At 61.5% G+C, this 24447-nt stretch carries 26 protein-coding genes and 2 tRNA genes; 12 read left to right on the top strand and 16 right to left on the bottom strand.

The genetic code is table 11. From position 1 onward, the window contains the following. Positions 1 to 289: 289 nt before the first annotated feature. Positions 290 to 1600, bottom strand: coding sequence for a chromate efflux transporter (gene chrA / locus P3R38_RS16320; protein WP_277687227.1), 1311 nt, complete (start codon positions 1598 to 1600; stop codon positions 290 to 292). Between the two features lie 151 nt (positions 1601 to 1751). Next, on the bottom strand, positions 1752 to 2009 hold the full coding sequence (locus tag P3R38_RS16315; RefSeq protein ID WP_277687237.1) for a hypothetical protein: 258 nt from the start codon (positions 2007 to 2009) through the stop codon (positions 1752 to 1754). Between P3R38_RS16315 and P3R38_RS16310 the strand changes: the two genes are divergently transcribed. Then, positions 1924 to 4086, top strand: a complete 2163-nt coding sequence (locus P3R38_RS16310; protein ID WP_277686424.1) for a methyl-accepting chemotaxis protein — start codon at positions 1924 to 1926, stop codon at positions 4084 to 4086. The two genes, P3R38_RS16315 and P3R38_RS16310, sit on opposite strands and share 86 nt — an antisense overlap. Positions 4087 to 4176: 90 nt before the next feature. Here the strand turns inward: P3R38_RS16310 and P3R38_RS16305 are convergent, their stop codons facing one another. Both P3R38_RS16305 and P3R38_RS16300 read right to left on the bottom strand, forming a co-directional pair. Continuing rightward, on the bottom strand, positions 4177 to 4362 hold the full coding sequence (locus tag P3R38_RS16305; RefSeq protein WP_277686423.1) for a hypothetical protein: 186 nt from the start codon (positions 4360 to 4362) through the stop codon (positions 4177 to 4179). A 723-nt stretch (positions 4363 to 5085) separates the two neighbouring features. Further along, a complete protein-coding gene (locus P3R38_RS16300; protein WP_023381301.1) occupies positions 5086 to 6006 on the bottom strand; it encodes a LysR substrate-binding domain-containing protein in 921 nt (306 codons plus the stop codon). A 99-nt stretch (positions 6007 to 6105) separates the two neighbouring features. On the opposite strand from P3R38_RS16300, the gene P3R38_RS16295 reads away from it, so the two are divergent. After that, positions 6106 to 6867, top strand: coding sequence for a TSUP family transporter (locus P3R38_RS16295; protein ID WP_023381300.1), 762 nt, complete (start codon positions 6106 to 6108; stop codon positions 6865 to 6867). Between the two features lies 1 nt (position 6868). Here P3R38_RS16295 and P3R38_RS16290 read toward each other — a convergent pair whose 3' ends face one another. The 4 genes from P3R38_RS16290 to P3R38_RS16275 all read right to left on the bottom strand — a co-directional run bounded on the left by P3R38_RS16290 (position 6869) and on the right by P3R38_RS16275 (position 11036). Continuing rightward, positions 6869 to 8293, bottom strand: a complete 1425-nt coding sequence (locus P3R38_RS16290) for a GGDEF domain-containing protein (protein WP_027908185.1) — start codon at positions 8291 to 8293, stop codon at positions 6869 to 6871. 139 nt (positions 8294 to 8432) lie between these two features. Further along, positions 8433 to 10262 carry an SLC13 family permease gene (locus P3R38_RS16285; RefSeq protein WP_104883475.1) on the bottom strand — a complete coding sequence of 610 codons (1830 nt, stop codon included), beginning with the start codon at positions 10260 to 10262 and terminating at the stop codon, positions 8433 to 8435. 138 nt (positions 10263 to 10400) lie between these two features. Further along, positions 10401 to 10784, bottom strand: a complete 384-nt coding sequence (locus P3R38_RS16280) for a glycine zipper domain-containing protein (protein ID WP_023381297.1) — start codon at positions 10782 to 10784, stop codon at positions 10401 to 10403. Between the two features lie 72 nt (positions 10785 to 10856). Next, on the bottom strand, positions 10857 to 11036 hold the full coding sequence (locus P3R38_RS16275) for a hypothetical protein (protein ID WP_023381296.1): 180 nt from the start codon (positions 11034 to 11036) through the stop codon (positions 10857 to 10859). 226 nt (positions 11037 to 11262) lie between these two features. On the opposite strand from P3R38_RS16275, the gene P3R38_RS16270 reads away from it, so the two are divergent. From P3R38_RS16270 to P3R38_RS16260, 3 genes are all read left to right on the top strand, one after another. Next, on the top strand, positions 11263 to 12423 hold the full coding sequence (locus P3R38_RS16270) for a diguanylate cyclase (RefSeq protein WP_277686422.1): 1161 nt from the start codon (positions 11263 to 11265) through the stop codon (positions 12421 to 12423). A gap of 68 nt (positions 12424 to 12491) precedes the next feature. Beyond that, complete coding sequence (locus tag P3R38_RS16265) at positions 12492 to 12842, top strand: hypothetical protein (RefSeq protein WP_027908182.1); 351 nt, start codon at positions 12492 to 12494, stop codon at positions 12840 to 12842. Between the two features lie 35 nt (positions 12843 to 12877). Continuing rightward, a complete protein-coding gene (locus P3R38_RS16260) occupies positions 12878 to 13699 on the top strand; it encodes a class I SAM-dependent methyltransferase (protein WP_104881473.1) in 822 nt (273 codons plus the stop codon). On the opposite strand, the gene P3R38_RS16255 is transcribed toward P3R38_RS16260, so the two are convergent. The 4 genes from P3R38_RS16255 to P3R38_RS16240 form a co-directional block, all read right to left on the bottom strand. Continuing rightward, positions 13700 to 14467, bottom strand: a complete 768-nt coding sequence (locus P3R38_RS16255; protein ID WP_023381292.1) for an SDR family oxidoreductase — start codon at positions 14465 to 14467, stop codon at positions 13700 to 13702. A 23-nt stretch (positions 14468 to 14490) separates the two neighbouring features. Further along, positions 14491 to 15558: a phosphotransferase family protein gene (locus P3R38_RS16250; protein ID WP_027908181.1), complete on the bottom strand. Its 1068-nt coding sequence runs from the start codon at positions 15556 to 15558 to the stop codon at positions 14491 to 14493. A gap of 210 nt (positions 15559 to 15768) precedes the next feature. Next, on the bottom strand, positions 15769 to 16086 hold the full coding sequence (locus P3R38_RS16245) for an SCP2 sterol-binding domain-containing protein (protein WP_023381290.1): 318 nt from the start codon (positions 16084 to 16086) through the stop codon (positions 15769 to 15771). Positions 16087 to 16138: 52 nt separating this feature from the next. Next, entirely contained in the window at positions 16139 to 16849 is a 711-nt protein-coding gene (locus P3R38_RS16240) for a histidine phosphatase family protein (RefSeq protein ID WP_023381289.1), read from the bottom strand. A 198-nt stretch (positions 16850 to 17047) separates the two neighbouring features. Here P3R38_RS16240 and sohB point away from each other — a divergent pair, with 198 nt between their 5' ends. The 3 genes from sohB to P3R38_RS16225 all read left to right on the top strand — a co-directional run bounded on the left by sohB (position 17048) and on the right by P3R38_RS16225 (position 18768). Next, a complete protein-coding gene (sohB, locus tag P3R38_RS16235) occupies positions 17048 to 18067 on the top strand; it encodes a protease SohB (RefSeq protein WP_023381288.1) in 1020 nt (339 codons plus the stop codon). A gap of 154 nt (positions 18068 to 18221) precedes the next feature. Continuing rightward, positions 18222 to 18295, top strand: a tRNA-Cys gene (locus P3R38_RS16230). 278 nt (positions 18296 to 18573) lie between these two features. After that, complete coding sequence (locus tag P3R38_RS16225; protein WP_023381287.1) at positions 18574 to 18768, top strand: hypothetical protein; 195 nt, start codon at positions 18574 to 18576, stop codon at positions 18766 to 18768. Position 18769: 1 nt separating this feature from the next. Here P3R38_RS16225 and P3R38_RS16220 read toward each other — a convergent pair whose 3' ends face one another. Together P3R38_RS16220 and P3R38_RS16215 are read right to left on the bottom strand one after the other, a co-directional pair. Then, positions 18770 to 19183, bottom strand: coding sequence for a DoxX family protein (locus P3R38_RS16220; protein ID WP_023381286.1), 414 nt, complete (start codon positions 19181 to 19183; stop codon positions 18770 to 18772). 102 nt (positions 19184 to 19285) lie between these two features. After that, positions 19286 to 19370, bottom strand: a tRNA-Leu gene (locus tag P3R38_RS16215). A gap of 201 nt (positions 19371 to 19571) precedes the next feature. Here P3R38_RS16215 and P3R38_RS16210 point away from each other — a divergent pair. The 4 genes from P3R38_RS16210 (at position 19572) to P3R38_RS16195 (ending at position 22911) form a co-directional block, all read left to right on the top strand. Further along, positions 19572 to 19862 (top strand): hypothetical protein, encoded by a 291-nt coding sequence (locus P3R38_RS16210; RefSeq protein WP_023381285.1) that lies wholly within the window; start codon positions 19572 to 19574, stop codon positions 19860 to 19862. 80 nt (positions 19863 to 19942) lie between these two features. Further along, a complete protein-coding gene (locus P3R38_RS16205) occupies positions 19943 to 21103 on the top strand; it encodes a PAS domain-containing sensor histidine kinase (RefSeq protein WP_104881475.1) in 1161 nt (386 codons plus the stop codon). Positions 21104 to 21108: 5 nt separating this feature from the next. Then, positions 21109 to 22554, top strand: a complete 1446-nt coding sequence (locus P3R38_RS16200; RefSeq protein ID WP_023381283.1) for an ATPase domain-containing protein — start codon at positions 21109 to 21111, stop codon at positions 22552 to 22554. Positions 22555 to 22557: 3 nt separating this feature from the next. Then, a complete protein-coding gene (locus P3R38_RS16195; RefSeq protein ID WP_023381282.1) occupies positions 22558 to 22911 on the top strand; it encodes a response regulator in 354 nt (117 codons plus the stop codon). A gap of 54 nt (positions 22912 to 22965) precedes the next feature. On the opposite strand, the gene csrA is transcribed toward P3R38_RS16195, so the two are convergent. Further along, complete coding sequence (csrA, locus tag P3R38_RS16190; RefSeq protein ID WP_023381281.1) at positions 22966 to 23163, bottom strand: carbon storage regulator CsrA; 198 nt, start codon at positions 23161 to 23163, stop codon at positions 22966 to 22968. A gap of 253 nt (positions 23164 to 23416) precedes the next feature. Then, positions 23417 to 24439 (bottom strand): DNA topoisomerase IB, encoded by a 1023-nt coding sequence (locus tag P3R38_RS16185; protein ID WP_104883476.1) that lies wholly within the window; start codon positions 24437 to 24439, stop codon positions 23417 to 23419. Positions 24440 to 24447 lie beyond the last annotated feature (8 nt).

Raw genomic sequence — 24447 nt, 5'->3', positions numbered from 1 at the left:
TGTACCCCTGGTGGCAGCGTCTTTGCCTTTTGGAGCGTTTTGATGAAGTTCAATCAAATTGTCCGCGCAGCTCTCGTAGCCGCCCTCGTTTCCACGCTTTCGGGCTGCTGGATGTTCATGCCCCCGGGCGGCGGCGGTGGGCATGGCGGTGGGCATGGTGGCCCTGGCGGATTCGGCATGGGTGGCGGGCCTGGCGGCGGTCCTCGCTAAGGCCAGTCAGTACCGCAATTGCCATTTGCCCTGTCAGGATGCAACAGGGCAAGTGGCGCGCAGAATCTGCACAGTCCTTTCAACCTCGCACCAAGTGCACCGCCAACCCGGCAAGCGCACAGGCCATCAGCACCTGAATCACGCCCCGCTTGAAGCGGAACAGGGCCACCGCCGCGGCCACGGCAATCAAAGCCGATGGCCAGTCCAAGGCCCCTGCCAACCCTTGCGGCCAGAGCACGTGGTAGCCGAAGAACAGCGCCAGATTGAGGATCACGCCGACGACGGCCGCGGTGATTGCCGTCAGCGGTGCCGTGAATTTCAGTTCGTTATGGGTCGATTCCACCAACGGGCCGCCGGCAAGTATGAACAGGAACGACGGCAGGAAAGTGAACCATGTCACCAGGCAAGCCGCCACCGCACCGGCCAGAAAGGCCTGATTGGCGCCAAACATCGGCTGCACGTAGCCTCCCACGAAGCCGACGAAGGCGACCACCATGATCAGTGGTCCTGGCGTGGTCTCACCCAGGGCAAGGCCATCGATCATCTGCGTTGGGGTCAGCCAACCGTAGTGGCTCACCGCACCTTGGTACACATAGGGTAAAACCGCATAGGCCCCACCAAAAGTCAGCAGGGCAGCCTTGGTGAAGAACCAGCCCATCTGCGTCAGGGAACCTTGCCACCCGAACAGCGCGCTGAGCACAGCCATGGGTAGCCCCCACAGGGCTGCGCCGAGGGCGATCAGCATGGCCAGGCGTGACCAGCGAAACCGAGCATGCTCAGGGGGCGGGGTGTCGTCGTCGATCAGCGCGGGGCCGGCTGATGCGCTGGCTTTGCCGTGGCCGCCAGCGTGGCTGAATCGCTGTGGTGCCAGTCGCCCGCCGAAGTAACCGACGATTGCCGCACCGAGCACGATCAGCGGGAAGGGGAGGTTGAAGGCGAAAATGGCGACGAACGAGGCCGCCGCGATCGCCCAAAGCCAGCTGTTTTTCAACGTGCGCGAGCCAATGCGGTGAGCGGCCTGGACGACGATGGCGGTGACGGCGGGTTTTATCCCGTAGAACACCCCGGCCACGATGGGCACTTCACCGAAGGCGATATAGACCCAGGACAGTCCAATCAGGATGAACAGCGAGGGAAGGACGAACAGCACCCCGGCAATTACGCCGCCCCAACTACGGTGCATCAGCCAACCCAGGTAGGTGGCCAATTGTTGCGCCTCCGGGCCGGGCAGCAGCATGCAGTAGTTCAGGGCGTGCAGGAAACGGCGTTCGGAAATCCAGCGACGGCGCTCCACCAGTTCCTGGTGCATGATCGAAATCTGTCCCGCTGGGCCACCAAAACTGATTAAGCCCAACTTCAGCCAGAAGGCCAGGGCTTGCCAGAGGCTCACTTGCCGGGCGGGGTGTTGAGCGTTATGCGCATCGGATTGCGTCACGTCGAGGATTCCCCTTGTCGAGTTTGGACGGCCGCCCGCGATCTTACCTGAAGGACGATGATCTCAGCAGGCCACGCCATGCGCTCCGCCTTGGTGCGCGCGAACGTCACTGCACCGATTCGATGCGCGCCGGTGTGCGCAGCAAACCCTTCAGCCCGCGGCGTTGTCGCTGCAATGGCCCCTCGGTGGTTCGTTGGAGCAAATCAGTTAGCAAGCTCACGAGTTGGCGCGCTAATTGCTGTCGCTTCGCCACTATCATGTCGCGGATGGGGATATAAATGTCGCTTGCAAGCAATTCCATGGCGTTGTCCGCTAGCGAAAAACGCTGGTTACCTTGGTTCGGCAAGACCGGAAAGCTCTCCATGGGTTGGGCCTGCCGGCTCAACAGGACGAGCTACCCAGTGATCGAGCAGACCTTCGAAGCCATCGCCCAAACCCGTGTGCGTTTGTTGCAGAGTTGGGCGCGCGAGCAGTGGGATCACCTGGCGGAACTGGCCGAGCGGGTGGACGGCGATCTTGCCCAGCTCGACCGGGCAGCGTTGGTCGACAAGCTCGGTCAGGCCGAAGACTTTTCCGAACTGTTCGTTGTCGATCGCCACGGTTCCGTCATCGCATCGACCTGGGCGCAGCGCGGTAGCTCGCAGCTGGAGCGCACGGACGCCCTGGCGCAGGGTTTGAAGGGCGCTTTCCTGCATGGGCCCTACAGCGATCCGCTGACGTTGCAGATCGGCCCCTCGTCGTCCCGCTTCCATGATGCCGTGACATTGATGTTCTACCAGCCGCTGATAGTGGCCGGCAAAACCCTTGGCTGCCTCTGCGGTCGTGTGCCCAACGATGTGCTGGGTGATCTTATCCAGCGTGAAGCCGGGCACATTTTCACCGAGTCGGGCGACAACTACCTGTTCATGGCGCAGTCGTGTTTCGACCCGAGCATAGAGCCAGGTACGGCGCTGTCCCGTTCGCGTTTCGAGGACGGCACCTTCACCCATGGCGAGAACCTCAAGAGCGGCGTGCACACGCCCTGGTCCACGGTGCGCATCGAGCGCCACACCGAGCTGGAACTGCGCTTTACCGACCCTGCGACCCAGCAACTGCACCCCGGTGTGCGCGAAACCATCCGCTGCGGCTCCAACCTCTTCGTGACGTACCCAGGGTACTCGGATTACCGCCATATTCCGGTGGTGGGCAAAGGCATTACCTTCCAGTTGCCAGGCTCACCGGATCGTTGGGGCATGATGTGCGAAGCCGACCTGGAGGAGGTCTACCGCCGACGCTCTCTCACCCATGGGTTGATGAAACCCTACATCGCCACCATGGCCGGGTTGTTTGGCTGCAATGTGTTGGTCCAGCACTACGCCGGGCTGTCGCAGGGCATGCAGGACGTGGTCATGCTGGCCAGCCTTTTGTGCGCCGCTGCGCTTTTCCGCACCCTGGGGCCAAAGCGTCTGGCCGCACGGTTGAGCGGCATGACCGAGGTGTTGAGAGCCATCGCCGAGGGTGAAGGCAACTTGCGCCAGCGGCTGGATATTACCGCCATGGCCAATGATGAAACCGGTGACATGGGGCGCTGGATCAACAGTTTCATCGACCGGCTCGACTCGGTGGTGGGCCAGGTGGTGAAGGCCAGTCGCAATGTCGGTTCGACCAACCAGATGATGCTTGGGCGTAGCCAGCAAGCCGGGCTGACTTCCGGCGAGGTGGCCGAAGCCGTGCACCAGATGATGCTCATCGTCGAAGACCAATTAGGCGAAATCCAGCAAGCCTCTGCCAGTGCCGAGCAGATGAAACAGGCCATGGATGAAGTGGTCAGCCGCGCCCGTGAGCAGTTCGCCTCCGTACAGCAGGGCACCCAGTCGATTCGCGACGTGGTGCAGCGCTCGTCGTCGAGCGTGCAGTTGCTCGACAATCGCATGACTCAGATCGGCAACATCACCGGGTTGATCAGCGAAATCACCAGCCAGACCAACCTGCTGGCGCTCAATGCAGCCATTGAGGCGGCGCGTGCCGGTGAGCATGGGCGCGGTTTCGCCGTGGTGGCCGATGAAGTGCGTGGCCTGGCGGCGCGCACCTCGCGAGCAGCGGAGGATATTCGCCAGCAGATCGAAGGCTTGCAGTATGAGACTCAAAAGGCGGTCAGTTTGATGGAGGAGGGCGTCAAGGACGTGGATGACAGCTTGCGTCTGGCTGAAGATGCCTCGTCGGAGAACGTCCAGTTGCACCAGGCGGTGGAAGGCATGTTCACCATTATCCAGCAGCTCAATGCACGCAGCCTGGCGTGTGGCAAGACCATCGAGAAAGTCGACCAGTGCTCGGCAGAAATGCGTCAGACGGTGGTGGTGCTGCAGAGCAGTGCGGAAACCGTGAAGGTCAATGCCAACAAACTGCAGAAGCTGGTGGGGCAGTTCGAGGTGACCGGTAAGCACGGGCGGGCGGCTGCTTGAAGCGCAGCCAGGTGCTTGTTCAAGTTAGGCTGTCGAGCTGGCGGGAGAAGTAGCGTCCCCGCCGACTCGCTTTCAGGGATGGACCAGCCCTCACTGCAAGGTCGGCGGCTTCATGGTCTTGGGTAGATTGCCGATCACTGCTTCGATCCTGGCTATTTGCTCCGCCAACTCCGCTGCTTTCTGGTCGTCGCCCTGCGCCCGCAGGCGATCACGCTCCCGGCGCAGATTCAGTAGGTTCTTTTGCAGTGCCAGGGCAGATGAGTTGAACGGTTCCATGTTTCTCTCGTGCTGAAGGCATCCGTGCCGTTGTAGGAAAACTGGACCGTAACAGCTCAATCTTTCGGATGAAACTGAGGTTTCATACAGGCTTGCGACGAGAGCTAGAAAATTCCTACTGCTCACCGGTAATGCATCCTACAAACCTGGCGCGAGTCTTTTTCTATTTATGTGCGCAAGAAGGCCGACCGGCGCCGGTCTCTGCTGGATTTGCTGGCGTTTGGGCCGGGCGGCGCTTTTGGCGGGGAGAAGGAGCCTTGCCCGCGAAAGACGAAATGTTATGTAGCAATTCGTCCCGAGGTGAAGCGGGTGCAGTGGCTGGGAGCAGGTGTACGGCGCGGTCAAATCAACGGCGGTGCGCCATCTGATCTGGTTTTTTTCGACGAACCTGAATCTGTAACCGTATCAGTCAAAGTCCGACAATGCTCTTCGTCCCGACAACACACTGTAGAGGTTCCGATGGGTAAGCTTGCGCTGTTTCTGGGTGGTTTTCTGCTTCTGACCATTCTGGTAGGCATCTTGGGGACCATTCCGCCAAGCTGACCTGCTTTCACCCACGGCCCATCGCCTTGCGCAGATGGGCCACCCTGGCTTGCGGTGGTATCGCCACCTTCCCAGCACGGGGAAATCTGTCCACAAAAAACGTGGGTAGGTCTGTGGATAAAGTGCTGTAAGCCAAGCTGGCGGCGGCCTCTGTTAAATTGAGCAGATTTTGAACAGCCCTTACCGGGGCGCCCCCGCAACCGATTTACCTGCATGGCGCAAGGCCTTCAGCAGGTCACGAACCCGAGCGGGTAATTCGCCTGCAGCGTACAGGGCGTGCATTTGCGGGTCCTGCCCGGTGCTGGAAGTCAGCCGATAATGCGGGCACACCCGCACCAGCCGCCCGGTCTTGACCTGAGGTTCCCCGACCCAGTCCGCCAGCCGGGCTATGCCGGCACCCGCCAGGGTGCTGTGAAGCACTGCATCACCTGAGTCCAGGCGCAGGCGTGGATGCGTCCGTAGGCTGGTGATCTGGCCGTCGCGACAGAAGTGCCAGGCTTTGAGGATGCGCGGGGCGGTGTGCAGGACGAGCGAGTGGCTGGACAGGTCTTCGAGGCTCTGTGGCGTGCCGGCGCGCGCCAAATACGCCGGGCTGGCGTAGAGGTGGCGGCGGTAGGACCATAAGGGATAACCGATCAGTTCGCTGGATTGGGGAAACGCACCGCGCACCACGAAATCGAACTTGCCCACCACCGGGTCTAGCGCTTCATCGCTGTATTGCACGTCCAGGGTGACTTGTGGGTGCTTGGCCGAGAACGTCGCCAGTACGTCTGGCAGCACGTGTTCGGCCAGTAGTTTTGGCACGGCGAGGCGTATCCATCCCTGGGCGGTACCGCTAAGCGCCGCCAACTCGTCGGCGGCATCACGTTGCACATCCAGCAAGCGCTCGGCATGGGGCAACAGTCGCTCACCGGCCTCGGTGAGGGTCACGACATTGGCATTGCGGTTCAGCAGTTTGCTCCCTGCGTTGTCCTCCAGCGTCTGTACCGCCCGCGTTACCGCGCTCGGCGAGCGGCCCAGGGCGCGTGCGGCGGCGACGAAGCTGCGCTTGTGCGCAACGCTGACGAATGCCTGGATTTCCCTGAGCATGTCCAGTGCCATGGCAGTGACCTCATTGCAGTTTTCGCAATATGGCATTTCACCACAAGTGCCGCGCTTTGATTAGCCTTGCAGCGTGCCCCCACTGCCTGGAACCGCGTGATGATGGATATTGCTGTGCTTTCTGTGTTCGCTTTTGCCGCCGGACTGATCGATGCCGCAGTGGGGGGTGGTGGGCTGATCCAGATTCCGGCCTTGTTCAATGTGCTGCCCACGGCACAACCGGCTGCGCTGTTGGGCAGCAACAAACTGGCGTCGGTGTGCGGCACAGCCTTCGCCGCGCGCTCGTTCATTCGCAAGGTGACCCTGGACTGGGGGCTCATCGTGCCGGCAGCGCTGAGTGCTTTCGTCATGTCGTTCGCCGGTGCCGCCACGGTGTCGCTGGTACCGCCCAGCGTCATGCGTCCGGCGGTGCTGGTGCTGATCGTGTTGATGGCGATCTACACGTTCCTCAAGAAGGACTTCGGCACCCTGCACAAGCCCGCACGCATCGGTCGCAAGGAGCAATGCCTGGCGGTGCTGATCGGGGGAGCGATCGGTTTCTACGATGGGCTGTTCGGGCCGGGTACAGGCAGCTTCCTGATCTTCCTGTTCATCCGTTTCTTCGCATTGGATTTTTTGCATGCCTCGGCGTCGGCCAAGGTGGTCAACATCGCCACCAACCTCGCTGCGCTGGTGTTCTTCGTGCCCTCGGGCAATGTGCTATACGCCATTGCCCTGCCCATGGCGGCGTGCAATATCCTGGGGGCGCTGACCGGCACCTGGCTGGCGGTGCGCAAAGGGGTGTCCTTCGTGCGCGGGCTATTCCTGATCTTGCTGTGCGTGCTGATCGCTAAGTTGTCCTGGGACTTGTTGGCGGCCTGATTCAGCCCTGATCGCGCAGCGGCTCGGCCTGTTCGACGCGGTTGCGACCATGGGCCTTGGCCCGGTACAGCGCCAGATCGGCGCGGGCCAGCAGTTCGTCGAGGCTAGGGGCGGGTGCGTCTGCGGCGCAGCCGTCCAGGCCGATGCTGACAGTGATCTGCAAGCGTACATCGGCCTTCACCACATGCAGGTCCTGCACGGCGCGACGCAGACGCTCGGCGGTGAAGCGTGCGCGATCCGGGGCCAGGCCTGGGACAATGACCACGAACTCTTCACCGCCCATGCGCGCCAGCAGTTCGCCTTCGTGCAGTTGGTCCTGCAGGGTGCGAGCGAACTGGCGCAGCACTTCGTCTCCCACCCCGTGACCATGCCTGTCGTTGATCGACTTGAAATGGTCGATGTCGAGCATCATCAGTGTCAGTGGCAACGCCTGGGCATGTTGTTGGCGTCCTTCGAGCAAGGCGTTGGCGCGGCGGGTGAAGGCGCTGCGGGTGAGTACGCCGGTGAGGTGGTCGATGGTAGCCTGATGCGCAAGGCGAGCGAGCAGGCTGCGATTGGCCTGGCTGACGCAGGCCACCACTAGCGGTCCGAGTACCAGCATGGCGATACCCAGGCGCGCCGACATCAGGGTGGTCACCCCCAGTTCGCTCTGCGGCAGGCTGAAGTGCATGAGGTTTTGTGCCACGGCGACGATCAGTGTGCTGCCAGCGGTGAGCGCTAGCAGGGACACCAAAAAGGGCGAGTAGGTCCAGGCACACCACAGCAGCGCCGCGATTGGAAACGCGATGGCCCCCGGCCCACCGAAGCCAATGCTCAGGGCCAGGGAGGCGAGCAGCACCAGCAAGGGTGCCAGGCGAATGGCGTGGGTGCGGCTTCGGGGCAACGCCCGCGCGGAAGGCGCGGTAAGCAGCACCGGCAGCACCAGGATGCTGGTAGAGAACTGCTCGCTGAACCAGGCCAGCCACGTCGAGCGCAACGATTGCTCGAACCACGGCGTGGCCATGGCCGATGCCATGCTGGCTGCCACCACGGCACCGGCCGCGCAGGCGCCGAACAGGCACAGCACGCCGTGCGGTGTGCGCATGCGCCAGTGCACGCGAGGCAGGCGGGAAAGCAATCGCCAGACTGTCACCACCACGCCAAGGTTGCACAAGTTGAACCATAGCGCCGGCGTCCAGGCACTGCCACTGGCAATGTCTGCCGTGACCATGGCCACCCAGATCAGGGCAAAGCCGACCAGGTTAGCCTGGCGTGGGTTACGCAGCAGCACGCCCGCCAGAACCGCATTGACCGGCCAGAACAGCGACAGCGATTCGATGGGCCGGGCCAGGATTCCACCCAACGTAAGGGCAAAGGTCAGGCAGAACAGAGCGGCATAGGGCAACAAGCGCGAATGGGCTGGATAAACCATGAGCTCGACCGGCAAGCAGGAACGGAATCCAGGACAACGGCTGCAAGCACCTGGGGCAATAACGTATCAGTGTGTTTCGGGAGGGTCGTTGATGTCAATCTGCCGCGATCCTGGGGAATGATGCCAGATTGACTTCATTCTCCTCCTGATCGCGTCACAGTCCGAAGAACCACGGCACCATCACCACGGTTACCAGCATCACCAGCACGGTGAATGGCACACCTACTTTCACGAAGTCGCTGAACCGGTACTGACCCGGGCCCAGTACCAGGGTATTGACCGGGGACGACACTGGCGTCATGAACGCCGCCGATGCGGCCAAGGCCACGGTCATGGCGAACGGGTAGGGTGACATGCCCAGTTGGCTGGCGGTGCTGATGGCCACTGGCGCCATCAGGACTGCCGTAGCGGTGTTGGAAATGAATAGGCCGATCAGCGCGGTGACGGCGAACAGGCAGGCGAGAATGGCCATGGGACCGGCGCCTCCCAGCACGTTGACCAACCCCCCAACGGCCAGGTCTATGCCACCGGTTTTCTGCAGGGCCTGGGCGAATGGCAGCATGCCGACGATCAGCACCAGGCTTTGCCAATGGATGGCCCGGTAGGCGCTGTTCATGTCGATGCAGCGGCCCGCGCCCATCAAAAGGCAACCGATCAGGGCGGCAATGACGTTGGGCACGACGCCGCTGACCATCAACCCGACCATCACGGCCAGGCTGATCAGGGCATAAGGCGCACGGGAGCGGGCTGGGGCCACTTGGTCGATTTCCGCGGGCAGGCTGAGCACTAGGAAGTCGCGTGGCTGGCTTTGCAACTGGCGCACGGCCTTCCAGGGCCCAACCACCAGCAAGGTGTCGCCAAGGCGCAGTTTTTCCTCCACCAACTGTTCTTCGATGGCCGCTTGCTCACGCCGCAGACCCACCACGTTCAGGTCATAGCGCGAACGGAAGGCCAGTTCCAGGATGCTCTGGCCGATCAGTTGCGAACCCGGTGGCAAGGAAACTTCGGCCATGCCGATTTCCTGGGACTGGTCGATGAAATAGGCCGCCTTGAAATGCAAGGGTTCCAGTTGCATGGTCTGGCACAGGCTGCGCAAGTCGTCGCGGTTGGCGAACAGATCGAGCAGCAGCACATCGCCTTGGTGCAGGACGGTGCCGGAATCGGCAGAGAACACCCGGGTGGTGAACTTGTGCTGGCGTTCGATGCCGATCACGTTGGCGCCGTGCCGGGTCCGCAGTTCCAGCTCGCCCAGGGTGTGGCCAATCAGCGGGGAGTGGGGGCGGATGCGCAGGCGCCGTTCGCGACCGTTGAGTTTGTAGTCCAGCACGAGGTCAAGCAGGGTACGACGGCTTTCCACTCGGCCATCCTTGCGAACTTCGCCGTTGAGCCAGTGACGTGTAAGCAGCATGTAGCCGATGCCGAGCACCAGCACGACCAAGCCGAATGGGGTGAAACTGAAGAAGCTGAACCCCTGCTCGCCAGCGCGCACCAGTTCGCTGTGTACCACCACGTTGGGCGGTGTGGCGACCAGGCTGAGCATGCCGCTGATCAGGCCCGCGAAGCTCAGAGGCATCATCAGGCGGCTGGGCGACAGCTTCTGGCGCGCGGCGATGCTCAGCACCACCGGGATGAAGATCGCCACCACCCCGGTCGAGCTCATCACCGAACCCAAACCGGCCACTGCCACCATCAGTAGCACCAGCAGGCGGGTTTCGCTGTTTCCGGCCCGTTCGCTCATCCATTCACCGATGCGCAGGGCGATGCCAGTGCGTACCAAGCCCTCGCCAATGACGAACAGGGCGGCGATCAGCACCACGTTGGGGTCACTGAAACCGGCCAAGGCCTGTTCCACCGTGAGGATGCCCGAAAGCGGCAAGGCAAGAATCACCATCAGGGCCACCACGTCCATGCGTGGGCGGTTGACGACGAAAAGAATAATGACGAGGGCCAGCAGGCCGAGGACCCAGAGCAGCTCTTGGTTCATGGGGAGAGGGCGTTCCTTCACACAAAGGGGGCACGTAAGACAGTAGCAGTCAGTGTGCCAGCCGCAGAGGAAGGGGTGTTGATGTGCTGCAGGGTTTTGCGCGGACAGGGGGCCGGGTAGGCCCCCAGACGAACCGGATCAGTGACGGTGACGGTGGTGCTTGCGGTTGTTGTCACCCAGGTGGTTGCCGATGGCACCACCGGCCGCGCCGCCCAGGCCGGCACCGACGGTCGAACCGGTCCTGCCGCCGACCGCACCGCCCAGCAGCGAACCGCCCGCCGAGCCCAGGCCACCACCGATAGCGGCTTCGGTACGGTTGCCTTTGCGTGCCCCTACGGCGCTACCCGCTGCGCCACCCAGGCCAGCACCAATGGCTGCGCCGGTCCTGCCGCCGATCGACTGGCCGACAACGTTGCCCAAGGCACCACCCAGACCACCGCCAATGGCGGCAGTACCGTCACCGGCGAAAGCGCCCTGGCACAGCAGCAGGCCAAGGGCAAGGGAAGGCAGAGTTAGACGCATGATTTGAACCTCAAAGGAATCATCGGGGTTAGGTGCCACGCAACGGGTGGCGGGTCAGGGTTGGAAGACGTTTCAGCGGTAGTAGCGGTCACGGTAGCGACGATCATCGTCGTCGTCCCGATCATGGCGATGGTGGTGACGGTGGCCACGGTCGTCGTCGCGCCAGCCATCGTCGTCACGGTAATGGTGGCTATGGCAGCCGGCGACGAGCAGGACGGCGGCGATCAGCGAGAGGCTTGCAAGGCGAGTCATCACGGTATAGGTCCTTGATCCGCAAAGGTTTACGGTGCACTCCCTGAGACTGGAGTCGGTTCATTTGGTTTCCTTGCCGCGCAATATTTTTGTGGTGCAGTCGATGAGCGGCGTGCTTTGCGGTTGCTGTTATGTCCCGCTCGGTCATGGCTTGTCGGCCGGCCGACCCTTAGACTTCAACACAGGCCGCAGCGAAGACGGCCAGTTGCCAACATGGTGAATCACGATGATCGCCCACACTCCCACGCTGTTCGCCGCCGTTGCCCTGGTCGCGATCATCCTGGCGTTCTGTTTGCTGTTGGTTGGCCAGTCCAATCGGCGCGACAACTTGTTGCTGACCGGCTGTGGGCTGCTCGCCCACGCCTTGGCGTACGTTTGCTACACCGTTTACGGCCATGCGCCGCTGTGGCTTTCCTACGGGCTGGGCAACAGCTTGTTGTCCCTGGCGCTGGCGTTCTATTCGGCCAGCCTGTTCCGCATTCGCGAGCAGGTCGTACCCTGGCGGCTTTTGTTCATCATTCCAGTCATCATGCTGACCGGGTTGATGCTGCTGCTCGACACCCTTGAGCCACGCATGTTGCTGGCGACCCTGGTGTTGGTGGTGCAGTGTTCGATGATCCTTTATTGGTCCAGACGCTACGTCGAGCGGCCCGGCAGGGCGCATTTGCTGCTGGAGATCGGCGCCATGATCAGCCTGATCGGCCTGGGCATGCGGGCGCTGGCGGTCGTCAACGGTCATGCTGTCGAAATGCGCTATGACGTCAGCAACCTCAAGCAGAGCATTTCCGTGGCCATCGGCACGGTCACGGTGATGATGTATTCCATCGGCCTGGTGCTGATGGCCAAGGAGCGCAGTGAGTCGCGCTTGCAGCACTTGGCCCTGCGTGATGTGTTGACGGGCACCTTCAACCGCAGGGCGATCCTCGAACGCTTCGCCGTTGAGCTGGACCGTGCCCGAAACGAGCGCAGCAGCCTGGCGGTCGCCATGATCGACATCGACCACTTCAAGCGCATCAATGACCTGCATGGGCACCTGGCCGGCGATGAAGTGTTGTGCCATTGCGTGCGTGAACTGCAAATGCGCTTGCGGCTGAGTGACAGCCTTGGGCGTTATGGCGGTGAGGAGTTTCTGTTGCTGTTGCCGTGTACCGACCGCGAAGGCGCGATGGCCACCTTGCAAAGCCTGCGTGAAACCATCGCCCGCAGCCCGGCGTGTTTTGCCGGTGACGAAATTGCGCTGCGCTTCAGCGTGGGCTTGTGGTGCGGCATTCCCGGACCGCATGACAATACCGCCAGTCTGCTGGCCCAGGCCGACGTGGCGCTGTACCAGGCCAAGGCCGGTGGACGCAATGCCGTGCATATGGCGGTGCTGGTGGATACGGGTTGAAGCAGGCCATTCACGCCTGCCGCTCGCCAGTGCTAGAGTCGCGTTCTTTTTTGCCCTGAGGATGGAACATGCGAGCAATTGTGCCGATGGCCGTTGTGCTGATGCTGGCCGGCTGTGCGTCAGCAACCATGGATGCGGCGCGCAGCGCCAAGCCCACCGCGCAACTTGACTCGCACAAGGCACCTGAGTTGGTGTCCCAGTGCATCCAGTTCAGTTGGCAGGAAGAGTCGGTGTTCGGGGTCGATGCCAGCGGATATCTTGAGCCGCGCAAGCAAGGCGGCTTCACCGTCTACACCCGTGAGGCCGAGTCGTTCGTGGACGTCTACCCACAGGCCGGAGGCACGCGCGTCGATTACTATGCGCAAAAGAATGACAGCCTGGCCCTGCAACGCCGTGCAGCCGCGGCGACCTGCCTCTAAGCTGTATCGCTCACGTCGTGGCAAGGAAGCACGTTATGGATCGATCGCTACTGCTCAATCGCGCGAGCTGGGATGAGCGTGCACCGTTGCATGCCGCATCCAGGGACTATGAAGTCGAGGTGCTGGTCAGTCAGCCCAAGCACCTGAGCGAAACCGTGCGCTTCGACGTGCCACGGCTGGGTGATGTGCGTGGCCTGCGCACGGTGCACCTGCAATGCCATATCGGCACCGACACCGTGTCTTTGGCACGGCTTGGCGCGCAGGTTTGTGGGCTGGATTACTCGGCGGCTTCCCTGCTTGAGGCGCGGCGCCTGGCCGAGCGTTGCGGCGCGGCCATCGAGTATTTCGAGGCCGATGTCTATCAGGCGGAGCGGGTACTGCCTGTCAGCACCTTCGACCTGGTCTATACGGGCATCGGCGCATTGTGCTGGCTTCCTCGTATCGAGCCTTGGGCGCGCACCGTAGCGGCCTTGCTCAAACCCGGCGGGCGGCTGTTTCTGCGTGATGGGCATCCAATGCTGATGGCGGTGAATGAAGACCATCGGGACCGCCTGCAGTTGGAGTACACCTACTTTGAGCAGGAGTCTCCGACGGTATGGCATACCGACCAGACCTATGTCGAGAGCGACCAGCGTCTGCTTCAAACCGAGACCCATGAATGGAACCATGGCCTCGGCGAGGTGATCAGCGCTTTGCTGGCCAATGGGTTGCAACTTTCCTCGCTGGTAGAGCACCAGAGCATTCCCTGGGAGGCCCTGCCAGGGCAGATGGACAAGGGGGCCGATGGAGAGTGGCGCTTGCGTCAGTCTCCCGAACGGCTACCCCTGAGCTACACCTTGCAGGCGATCAAGGCCTGATCAGGACAGGTAGCCACCGTCCACATTGAGCGCGGTGCCGGTGGTATAGCTGGACGCATCGCTGGCCAGGTACAGGACGGCGCCAGCCATCTCCTTGGGGTCGGCTACGCGCTTGAGCGGGATCTGCTGCAGGGCGGCATTGAGGATAGTGTCGTTCTTGACCAGTGCCGAAGCGAACTTGGTGTCGGTCAGGCCGGGCAGCAGGGCATTGCAGCGGATACCGAACTGCGCACACTCCTTGGCGAAGACCTTGGTCATGTTGATCACGGCAGCCTTGGTCACCGAGTAGATGCCTTGGAAGTGGCCGGGTGATACGCCATTGATCGATGCCACATTGATGATGCTGCCACCGCCATGCTCGCGCATCAGCTTGCCGGCCTCCACCGACATGAAGAAGTAGCCACGAATGTTCACGTCCACGGTCTTCTGGAATGCGCTGAGGTCGGTGTCCAGCACGTTGCAGAACTGCGGGTTGGTGGCGGCGTTGTTGACCAGGATGTCCAGGCGACCGAACTGCTCGCGGATGCCGGCGAATACCTGCTGGATCTGCTCCATCTCGCCAATGTGGCAGGCCACCGCAGTGGCCTTGCCGCCCTGCGCGATGATGGCATCGGCCACGTGCTGGCAGCCGTCCAGCTTTCGGCTGGAGACGATCACATGGGCACCTTGCTGGGCCAGCAGATGCGCGATGGCCTCGCCGATGCCGCGGCTGGCGCCGGAAACGAAGGCGATCTTGCCGTCGAGGTCGAACAGGTGGGTCTTGGACATGCTGTTTTCCTTGTTGTCTGTCGTCAGAGCGTGGACTTGGCGATGACCTGCAGGCTCATCTGCTCCAGCAGCCGGTTCATGTGAATGAACTGGGCGAAGCGCTTGTCCTGGGTCTGGCCATGGAAGAAGCGGTAGTAGATCTGCTGGACGATGCCGGCCAGGCGGAACAGGCCGTAGCAATAGTAGAAGTCGAAGTTGTCCAGGCTGATGCCAGCGCGCTCGGCGTAGTAATCGACGAACTGGCGACGGGTGAGCATGCCGGGGGCGTTGCTTGGCTGGCGCCGCATCAGTTGAACCGGCGCCGGATCGCTGGCCTCGATCCAGTAGGCCAGGCTGTTGCCCAGGTCCATCAACGGGTCGCCGATGGTGGCCATTTCCCAATCCAGCACGCCGATGATGCGCATGGGGTTTTCGGCATCGAGAATGACGTTGTCGAAGCGGTAGTCGTTATGCACGATGCCAGGGCGTGGGTGATCGGCCGGCATCTTTTCCCGAAGCCAGGCGATGACCTGTTCCCAGCGCGGTGCATCGGGGGTCAGGGCCTTTTCGTAGCGGTTGGTCCAGCCTTCGATCTGGCGTTGCACGTAACCTTCCGGTTTGCCCAGGTCGGTCAGGCCACAGGCGTGATAATCGACTTGGTGCAGTTCCACCAGGCGATCGATGAAACTCTTGCACAGGGCTTCGGTACGCGCCGCATCGAGGTTCAATTCGGCGGGAATGTCCGAGCGCAGGATGATGCCGTTCACCCGCTCCATCACATAGAACTCACCGCCGATCAGTGAGGTATCGGTGCAATGCGCGTACGCTTTCGGGCAGTAGGGGAAGCCACTGTTGAGCTGGTTGAGAATGCGGAATTCACGACCCATGTCGTGGGCCGACTTGGCCTTCTGGCCGAACGGTGGACGGCGCAACACGAATTCGCGGCCAGGGTAGGTGACCAGGTAGGTGAGGTTGGAGGCGCCTCCGGGGAACTGGCTGATCGTCGGTACGCCATCCAGCCCACCGATGTTGGCCTTGAGGTAAGGGTCGATGACGGCCGCGTCGAGTTCTTCGCCGGGGCGTACCTGAGTGGACTGGTCAGTGAGCGTCATGCGTTTTCCTTATTTTCGGTCGCGAGGACTATTGGCTAATCTAATGGCCTGTCGGCCGTGGAACAAGCGTGCCAAGTGTCATATAGGTACGGGTGTTGCCGGCCGATCAATCCCCCTGATAGGCATCTGATGCTTCCCTGTGAGACACAGGCAAAAAAAAACCGAAGCCCGGCAGGCTTCGGTTTTCGTCGCGATTGATGTACCCGCCACTCAGGCCGGGAACAGCTCGCTGAGCTTCATCGACAGCATCATGTCGCCTTCGACGCGCAGCTTGCCGCTCATGAAGGCCTGCATGCCATCGGTGTCACCGCTGACGATACCCTTGAGGGTTTCGCTGTCCAGCACCAGGGTGCAGTTGGCGTCTGCGTTCTCGCCTTCCTGGATTTCGCAGGTGCCGTCCTTGACGAGCAGTGCGTAGTGCTTGTCTTCGTCGGTGATGTTGAAGCCGAACACCAGGTCAAGACCGGCGGCGGCTGCCGGATTGAACTTTGCTTTCATCGCTTCGACGGCTTTAGCTACATCGCTCATGGTGTATTCCTTGTTAAGTAATATTCGCGTCCCAAGGGACAACAAACCGGGCTCATCGATAGGTGACAAGCTCCGGCGCCCTCAACAGCTGCACATGGGCTTGGCTGTTGAAGGAAGCCAGTGACACATCGTTGCCGCGAAACTTCAGCAGGCTGAGCGATGTGTTGATGATCTGCCAGTTCAGCGCGAAGGCTTGGCTGGGGGTTATCCGGGTGACCAGGTGGAGCAGGGCGGCAATGGTACCGCCGGAAGTGAACACGGCAATGTTGTCGCCGCTGCCAGCGCCCTCCAGTACGCGCTGCAGCCCACCGTTGACGCGAGCGGTGAAGGCTTGCCAGGTTTCCAGGCCGTCGTATTCATGGTCGCCATCGTGCCAGCGCTGCACCATGAGCGCGAACAAACGCTGGAACTCGCTGCGATTCTGCGTAGGGTTGCGCAGCACATGCAGCGCTTCTGGTTCCACAGCCATCAGGCTAGGGAGCAGGGCGCGGATGACGCCATCGGCATTGAATTCATTGAACGCATCATCGGTTTCTACCGCCGGGACCTGGCTGCCATGACCCTGCAAGGCTTCGAGCGCCAGGCGCGCGGTATCTTGCTGGCGCCGCAGGCTACCGGCTATGCAGCGGTCCAGCCGCACACCGAGCTGAGCCAGATGCTCGCCCAATGCCTGGCTCTGGCGCACACCGACGGGCGAGAGGACGTCGTAGTCGTCGGCACCGAAGGAGGCTTGGCCATGTCGGATCAGATAGAGGTTGCCCACAGAGGTATCCGGCCGGTTGGAGGTTGCTGGGAGGTTAGGATGCGGCACACAGGCTGTCAACGAAAAAACATACAAGCGTTTGAAAAGGTTGTTTGAAAGATGTTGCCAGCCTTTACCCCGGCTGGCAGCGCCTTAGGCTCGTCGGTATGCTTGCATCAGTGTCGCGTCGTTCAGGCGCTGTTCTATCAAGGAGTCAACGTGGAGTTTCTTGCCGAATACGCAAGCTTTCTCGCTAAAACCGCCACCCTGGTGATTGCCATCCTGGTGGTGTTGTCCGCCATTGCCGGCATGCGCGGCAAAGGGCGGCGCAAGTCGGGTGGGCAGTTGCAGGTCACTCGCCTCAACGAGTTCTACAAAGAGTTGCGCGAGCGCCTGGAGGCTGGTCTGCTCGACAAGGCCCAGCTCAAGGCGTTGCGCAAGCAGCAGGCCAAGGCGGAAAAACAGCAGAAGAAGGGCAAGGCCGAAGAGAAGCGTCGGGTATTCGTGCTCGACTTCGATGGCGATATCAAAGCTTCGGCCACCGAAAGTTTGCGCAATGAGATCACCGCGCTGCTGACCCTCGCCACGCCACGAGATGAAGTGGTGCTGCGTCTGGAAAGCGGCGGCGGCCTGGTGCACAGCTATGGGCTGGCGGCATCGCAACTGGCGCGTATCCGTCAGGCCGGCATACCGCTGACCGTGTGTATCGACAAGGTGGCGGCCAGTGGTGGTTACATGATGGCCTGCATTGGCGAGAAGATCGTCAGTGCACCGTTCGCCGTACTTGGATCGATCGGCGTGGTGGCGCAACTGCCTAACGTCAATCGCCTGCTGAAGAAGCACGACATCGACTTCGAGGTGCTGACCGCCGGCGAGTACAAGCGCACCCTGACCGTCTTCGGCGAGAACACCGAAAAGGGCCGGGAGAAATTCCAGGAAGACCTGGATATCACCCACCAGCTGTTCAAGGACTTCGTCTCTCGTTATCGCCCGCAGTTGCACATCGATGAAGTGGCGACCGGCGAAGTGTGGCTGGGCGTAGCGGCGTTGAACCGCAAGTTGGTGGATACGCTGCAGACCAGCGACGAATACCTCAGTGAGTGTGCTCGCGAGGCCAACCTGTTCCATGTGCATTACGCCGAGCGCAAGAGCCTGCAGGAGCGCATCGGCATGGCGGCCAGCGGCACGGTTGAGAATGCCGTGGTCGGGTTGTGGAGCAAACTTGGCCGTCTGCGCTAACACGTTGAACCCCTTGAATATTTTTTCTGTTCAGGGGGTTGCAAGGCGCAAAGAATGCAGACATAATGGCGCCCATCGAAACGCAGCGAACTTTGAAAAAGGTTCAGTGTTTCAAGGAGATAGCAAAGCGAAAGCAGCTAGATCCGAACTTTGAGGCCGAGTAGCAAAGTGGTTATGCTCCGGATTGCAAATCCGTCTACGCCGGTTCGATTCCGACCTCGGCCTCCACTATTCGAAAGCCCCGCAGATGAAAATCTGCGGGGTTTTTTCTTGTGTGCGTCCAAAAAAGAAAACCCGCCGAATAGGCGGGCTGAAAGAACGTACGGAGAGCCTGCAGTCTGTCCCGCGCGTTGTCAGAATTTCGTGAAGCGCAGGTTGCAAGGTCATCGATCAAAAAAAAGCCCGCCAGGCGGCGGGCAATCAACGTATTGAAGGGAGAGCCTGTAGGATGGTGCCTGCCGGTTAACCCAGCGTTAAGTCCTCTCTCCATTGCACCGAGAACTCCCATGCGCGACGAAGACGATCTGCACGAACCCGAGCACGACCATTTGCTCGACCACGAATTCCTCTATGACGAAGGCGACGCGTTTGAGGCCGATGCCCAAGGCGCCGAGGACGAGACCGAGCAAGACATGCTGGATGATCTCGACGATGAAGAGCGCGATCATCCAGCCTGGCACGACGACTGCGAAGACGATTGAATCAGCGACCGTCCAACGAGAAGCGCCCCGGGCCGCTCACGGCCAGCAGCAACATTCCACCGACAATGCTGAGGTTTTTCAGAAACTGAGTCATGTTGGCACTGCGCTCGGGGTCGACCATGTTCCAGAACGGGTGCCCCAGAAGCGCCGTGCCCAGTACGAACAGGGCGAACAGGAAGGCCAGCGGACGGGTGTAGAATCCCAGGATCAGCACGATCCCGACAAAGAACTCCATGATGACCGCTATGGCCGCTGCCAGCATCGGGGCAGGGGCGCCCAGTGATGTCATGTAACCGACGGTACCCTCGAAGCCGGTCAGTTTGCTCCAGCCAGAGAGCACGAACAGGATCATCAGCAACACGCGGGCAATCAGGATGATGAGGTCGCGTTGACCATCGAACAGGGTGTAGCGCATGGTGGCATTCCAGTGGACGGTGACACACTCCACTCTAGCAGTTGCGCTGGGGTTTTCCGGCGGGCAGCAAAAAGGCGCCGCAAGGGCGCCTTTTCTGGAATTTGGTGCGAGTGGCGGGACTCGAACCCGCAAGGCTCACGCCGACAGATTTTAAGTCTGCTGTGTATACCAATTCCACCACACTCGCACGCTTGAAAGGGTCGTGGCGACCGGCGCGCTTCTAGGCAGAAGGGCCTGACAATCAAGCGCGCTTTATAACCCATTGTTATAGTTGAGTCAACTGCAGAGCCTACTCTCAAAAAGATACAGGTCGGTCGCACAGGTCGTTGACACAGGGATGTCATTAGGCCGCTGTCGCCTGATTATTGGATCCAAAGAGGGAAATGCCATGGTTCGGGCCGCACCCACCGCTGTTGATGAGGCTCGCCTCGTCCGCCCTCGGCTGGTCTGGCGTCTAGTGTTCATCCAGGTGCTGCTCATGGGAGGCTTTTTGTATGTGAGCCTGTTGTGCCTTGGCGGTTTCCTGTTGATGGTGGGATTTGACGACCAGCACTCCCAAGCGCAGCGTCTGATGGCGCTGGCAGGTGGTGGCCTGATTCTGCTGGTAAGCCTGTGGCTGCTGAAAGTCGCAATGCCTCGGCGGCTGGTTCCCGTACTGGTCGAGCGTGATCGTCAATAGGTAGTTACAGCAGCAGGGGAAACAGGCATGCTTGGCTAGATTCACTATAAACATCCCGCTGTGGCTGCCTGGGAGTCCGCATGGTTTCAGCTGCCCCCTTCAACCATCCCGTCATGCCGGCCAACCGCTACGAGCAGTTGGTGCAGTCGGTGGTCGACTATGCCATCTATATGCTTGACCCCACCGGGCACGTGGTGTCCTGGAATGCCGGTGCCGAGCGGATCAAGGGTTACCGTGCCGAAGAGGTGATCGGCCAGCATTTCTCGTTGTTCTTCACTGAGCAGGATTGTGCGCAAGGGCGTCCCGATGTGTTGCTTCGCCAGGCGCTGGAGCAGGGCGTTGCGCAGGATGAAGGCTGGCGTGTGCGCAAGGACGGTACCCAGTTCTGGGCGCTGGCCGCGCTGGACGTGATCCGCGACTCCCAAGGGCAAGTGGTCGGCCTGGCCAAGGTCACGCGGGACATCACCGACCGGCGCGACTCGGCCTTGCAGCTCGATGCCATGCGCGCCCAGCTGTTCCAGGCGCAGAAGCTCGAAGCCCTGGGCCAGTTGACGGGTGGCCTGGCCCATGATTTCAACAACCTGCTGACCATCATTCTCAACTCGGCCCGGATGGCGCTGGTCAGTCAGGACCCGAAACGGGTCCAGCGGATGCTGGAGCATATTCTCGACGCGGGCAAGCGCGGCACGGAGCTGACTCAGCAACTGCTCAGTTTCGCTCGTCACCGTCAGCTGGATGTCACGCGCATTGCCCCTGCTGAACTGATCGCCTCCACCCGAGGTCTTCTGGAGCATGCCTTGCCCAGCGACATCGAGCTCAACGAGCGCCTGCAACCTGACTTGCCGTTGATCGAGGTCGACGCCGGGCAATTGCAGATGGTGCTGCTCAACTTGCTGTTCAACGCGCGCGATGCCATCGAAGGACCGGGTCAGATCAGTATCGAGGTGGATGCCGTGGAGCTTGCCGGTGAAGTGGAGGGGCTGCGCGGGCGCTACGTGCGATTCGAAGTCCGGGATACTGGCGCGGGCATTGACCCACAGACGTTGCCGCGCATCTTCGAGCCTTTTTTCACCACCAAGGCGTTTGGCAAGGGCACCGGGCTTGGCCTTAGCCAGGTGTATGGCTTTGCCAAGCAAAGCAACGGCGCAATCTGCGTGGAAAGCGCGACCGGTCAGGGCACATGCATGAGCCTTTACTTGCCGGTGTATCAACACGAAGCGGAACCTACAACTGACAGGTAAGCGCCATGGTCCAGTCTCTGAGCAGGTTGGTGACGGGTATCGCGGGGCTCGATGCCCTGCTCAAGGGCGGCCTGGTCACCGGGGCCTCCTACATCATTCAGGGGCCGCCTGGTGCCGGCAAGACCATCCTGGCAAATCAGCTGGCTTGCGGGCATGTACTCAACGGCGGTCGTGTGCTGGTAGTGACATTGCTCAGCGAGTCCCACGAACGGCTGTTCCAGTACATGGGAACCCTCGAGTTCTTCGACCCGGTTCTGGTGGGTGATCAGATCCAGTTCGTCAGTGCCTTCGATACCCTGGAGCAGGAAGGGCTCGAAGCCGTGGTCAGGCTGCTGCGCCAGGAGATCGGCCGGCATCAGGCCAGTTTGCTGATCGTCGATGGCGTGCTCAATGCCCGGGCGCGGGCGGACTCGGCGCTTGAAACCAAGAAGTTCGTGTCTGAATTGCAGGGGCATGCAGCGTTCGCTGGTTGCACGGTGCTGCTGCTGACCAGTGCCCGACTCGATGAGGGTAGCCCCGAGCACACCATGGTCGATGGTGTCATCGAGTTGGGTGAGCAACTGGTAGGCAGCCGTGCGGTGCGGCATATACAACTGCGCAAGACCCGAGGGAGCGGCGCCTTGTCGGGGCGCCACGAGTGCCTGATCGACGAGGCCGGGATGCATGTCTATCCGCGCCTGGAGTCACTGTTCAGTCGTCCCAGCCATACCGGCGCTGCCAGCCTCAGTCGCGTGACCAGCGGGGTGCCAACGCTGGATGAAATGCTCGATGGTGGCCTGGCCTCAGGCTCGGTCAGCCTGGTGATGGGGCCCTCGGGGATCGGCAAGACATCGTTGGGCCTGGCGTTTCTCGCCGCCAGCAGTGCGCAGGCGCCGGGCCTGCACTTCGGCTTCTACGAGACGCCAGAGCGGCTGCGCCTGAAGGCGGCATCGCTGGGCTACGATTTTGCAGCGCTGGAGCGCGACGGTGCCCTGCAGTTGTGCTGGCAGCCCACCACCGAAGGGTTGCTGGACCAGGTGGGCGCACGCCTGCTCGCGCAGGTGGAGGCGCTGGGGGCCAAGCGGGTGCTGATCGACAGCCTGGGGGCATTCAGTCGCCTGGCCATCGACCCGGCCCGGCTCAACGCCTTTTTCCGGGCCTTGACCGGAGAGCTGCGTGCTCGCGACATCAGCGTCCTGCTGACCTGGGAAATGCGCGATATATTCGGCTCGGAGATCACCGCCCCGGCGCCGGACCTATCGAGCATCGTCGACAACCTCATGCTCATGCGCTTCGTCGAACTGGATTCGCAATTGCGGCGTATGCTGTCGATTCTCAAGGTGCGCGACAGCCATCATGACCCCGCGCTGCACGAGATGCGCATGGGGCCGCAGGGGGTCTCTCTGCGCAAGGCCTTCGAGGGCGCGTGCGGGGTGCTCTCGGGCACGCCGGTGCCGCCGGCGAGTGGGTAGGCCATGAACACCATCCTGATCGTCGATGACGAGTACCTGATTGCCGATATCCTCGGTTTCGCCCTGGAGGACGAGGGTTTCCTGGTGGAAAAGGCAAGCAATGGCCGTAAGGCCCTGGAGGCGCTTCAGGACAAACGCGTGGAATTGGTGATCACCGACTACATGATGCCGGTGCTCAATGGCGAGGAGTTGGTGCGGGCGATTCGCGACGAACTGCAGCTGCACGACCTGCCAGTGATCCTCATGAGCGGCGCTCAGGCCAGCCAAGGACGCCCGGAACTGTTCGCCGCGGTGTTCGACAAACCGTTCGACATGGACAAAATGATCGCCAAGGTGCGCGAACTCCTGGGCACCTGAGGCGGGCGCGTGCCGTCAGATCAAGCGCGTCCGTGCGACTTGAGGCAACGCGACTCAGTGCGAGTCGTCGTGTTTTTCCGGTGCTGGGTTGCCAGCCTGGATGCGTTTGAAGATTTCTTCACGATGAACCTGTACATCCTTCGGTGCATCGATGCCAATCCTCACCTGCATCCCTTTAACGCCCAGAATGGTGACTTTGATGTCATCGTTGATGACGATGCTTTCGCCAACCTTACGGGTGAGTATCAGCATGTAGTTCTCCTTGGTGGTGTCGATGTCCGCGTGGCCATTTGGCGAGGCGGTGGGAGCTGGTCCCTCTTCCTTCTCATTAAAGACGCTTTCGGCGGATAGTAATTCCCCGGAATACAAATTCTGTAGCGTGTCTTTAGTCGCAGGTGCCGACGAAATCTGCTTTGGCAGCGTCGGCGAAGGTGCTCGCTGGCAAGAATAGGGGGCTTCGAGGCAGATGGGAAATTTCCTTGCATGATGGGCCAGATAGCAAGGCTCAATGGGCCTGCGAATTTTCCAGCGCCTGCAGGAACAGCAGCAAGGCTACCTCCTCAGGCTCCAGTCCCTGCCGGTTGCGGCTGCGGGGCAATGCAGCCAGTTGCCCGAGATGGAAATGCTCCAGTACCGCCGGGTGGATGTAGCAGCGCCGGCACACCGCGGGAGTGTTACCCAGCCGGCTGGCAACCTGCCTGACGATGGCTGCCACCTGGCGTTTGGCTTCGCTTTCCGGCTCCCAGGCCAGAGGCCTGAGCAGGCTCAGGGCAAGGCTGCTACCGGCCCAGGTGCGATAGTCCTTGGCGGTGAAGTCGGCGCCGGTCAATTGCTGGAGGAACTGGTTGATATCGCTTGAGCCGATGCTGCGGCGCTGGCCTTGCTCATCCAGGTACTGGAACAGTGTCTGCCCAGGCAGCTCGATACAGCGCTTGAGCAGGTTCGCCAGGCGTCGGTCGCGCAGGGTCACATCATGCTCGACGCCGCGCTTGCCGCGGAACTGGAAGCGTATGGTGCTCCCTTCGACGGTGACGTGGCGATTGCGCAGGGTGGTCAGGCCATACGACTTGTTATCGCGCAGGTACTGTGGGTTGCCGATGCGAATCAGGGTGCTGTCGAGCAGGCTCACCACCAAGGCGATGATTTTCTCTCGATCCAGCCCCGGGCGCGCCAAGTGGCTGTCGATATGCTTGCGCAGCTTGGGCAGGGCCCTGGCGAAGGCCAGCATGCGCCCGAACTTGTGCTGGTCGCGCAGCTCGCGCCATTGAGTGTGGTAGCGGTACTGCTTGCGGCCACGGGCGTCGCGGCCAGTGGCCTGCAGATGGCCCTGTGGGTCCAGGCATATCCACACATCGGTATAGGCGGGGGGGATGGCCAGGGCGGCGATCCGCGCGAGCGTCTCGCCATCGCGCACCCGCTGGCCCTCTGGGTCCAGGTAGATGAACCGACCACGCCATTTGCGCCTGGTCAGTCCTGGTTGGGTGTCGTCGACGTAGTGCAAGGTCGCGGGCAGGGGGTGGTCGAGCATCGCTGGCA

The organism is Pseudomonas sp. NyZ480 (assembly GCF_029537255.1).
GTDB lineage: Bacteria > Pseudomonadota > Gammaproteobacteria > Pseudomonadales > Pseudomonadaceae > Aquipseudomonas > Aquipseudomonas taiwanensis.
This window is presented reverse-complemented; position numbering and strand designations above follow the sequence as displayed.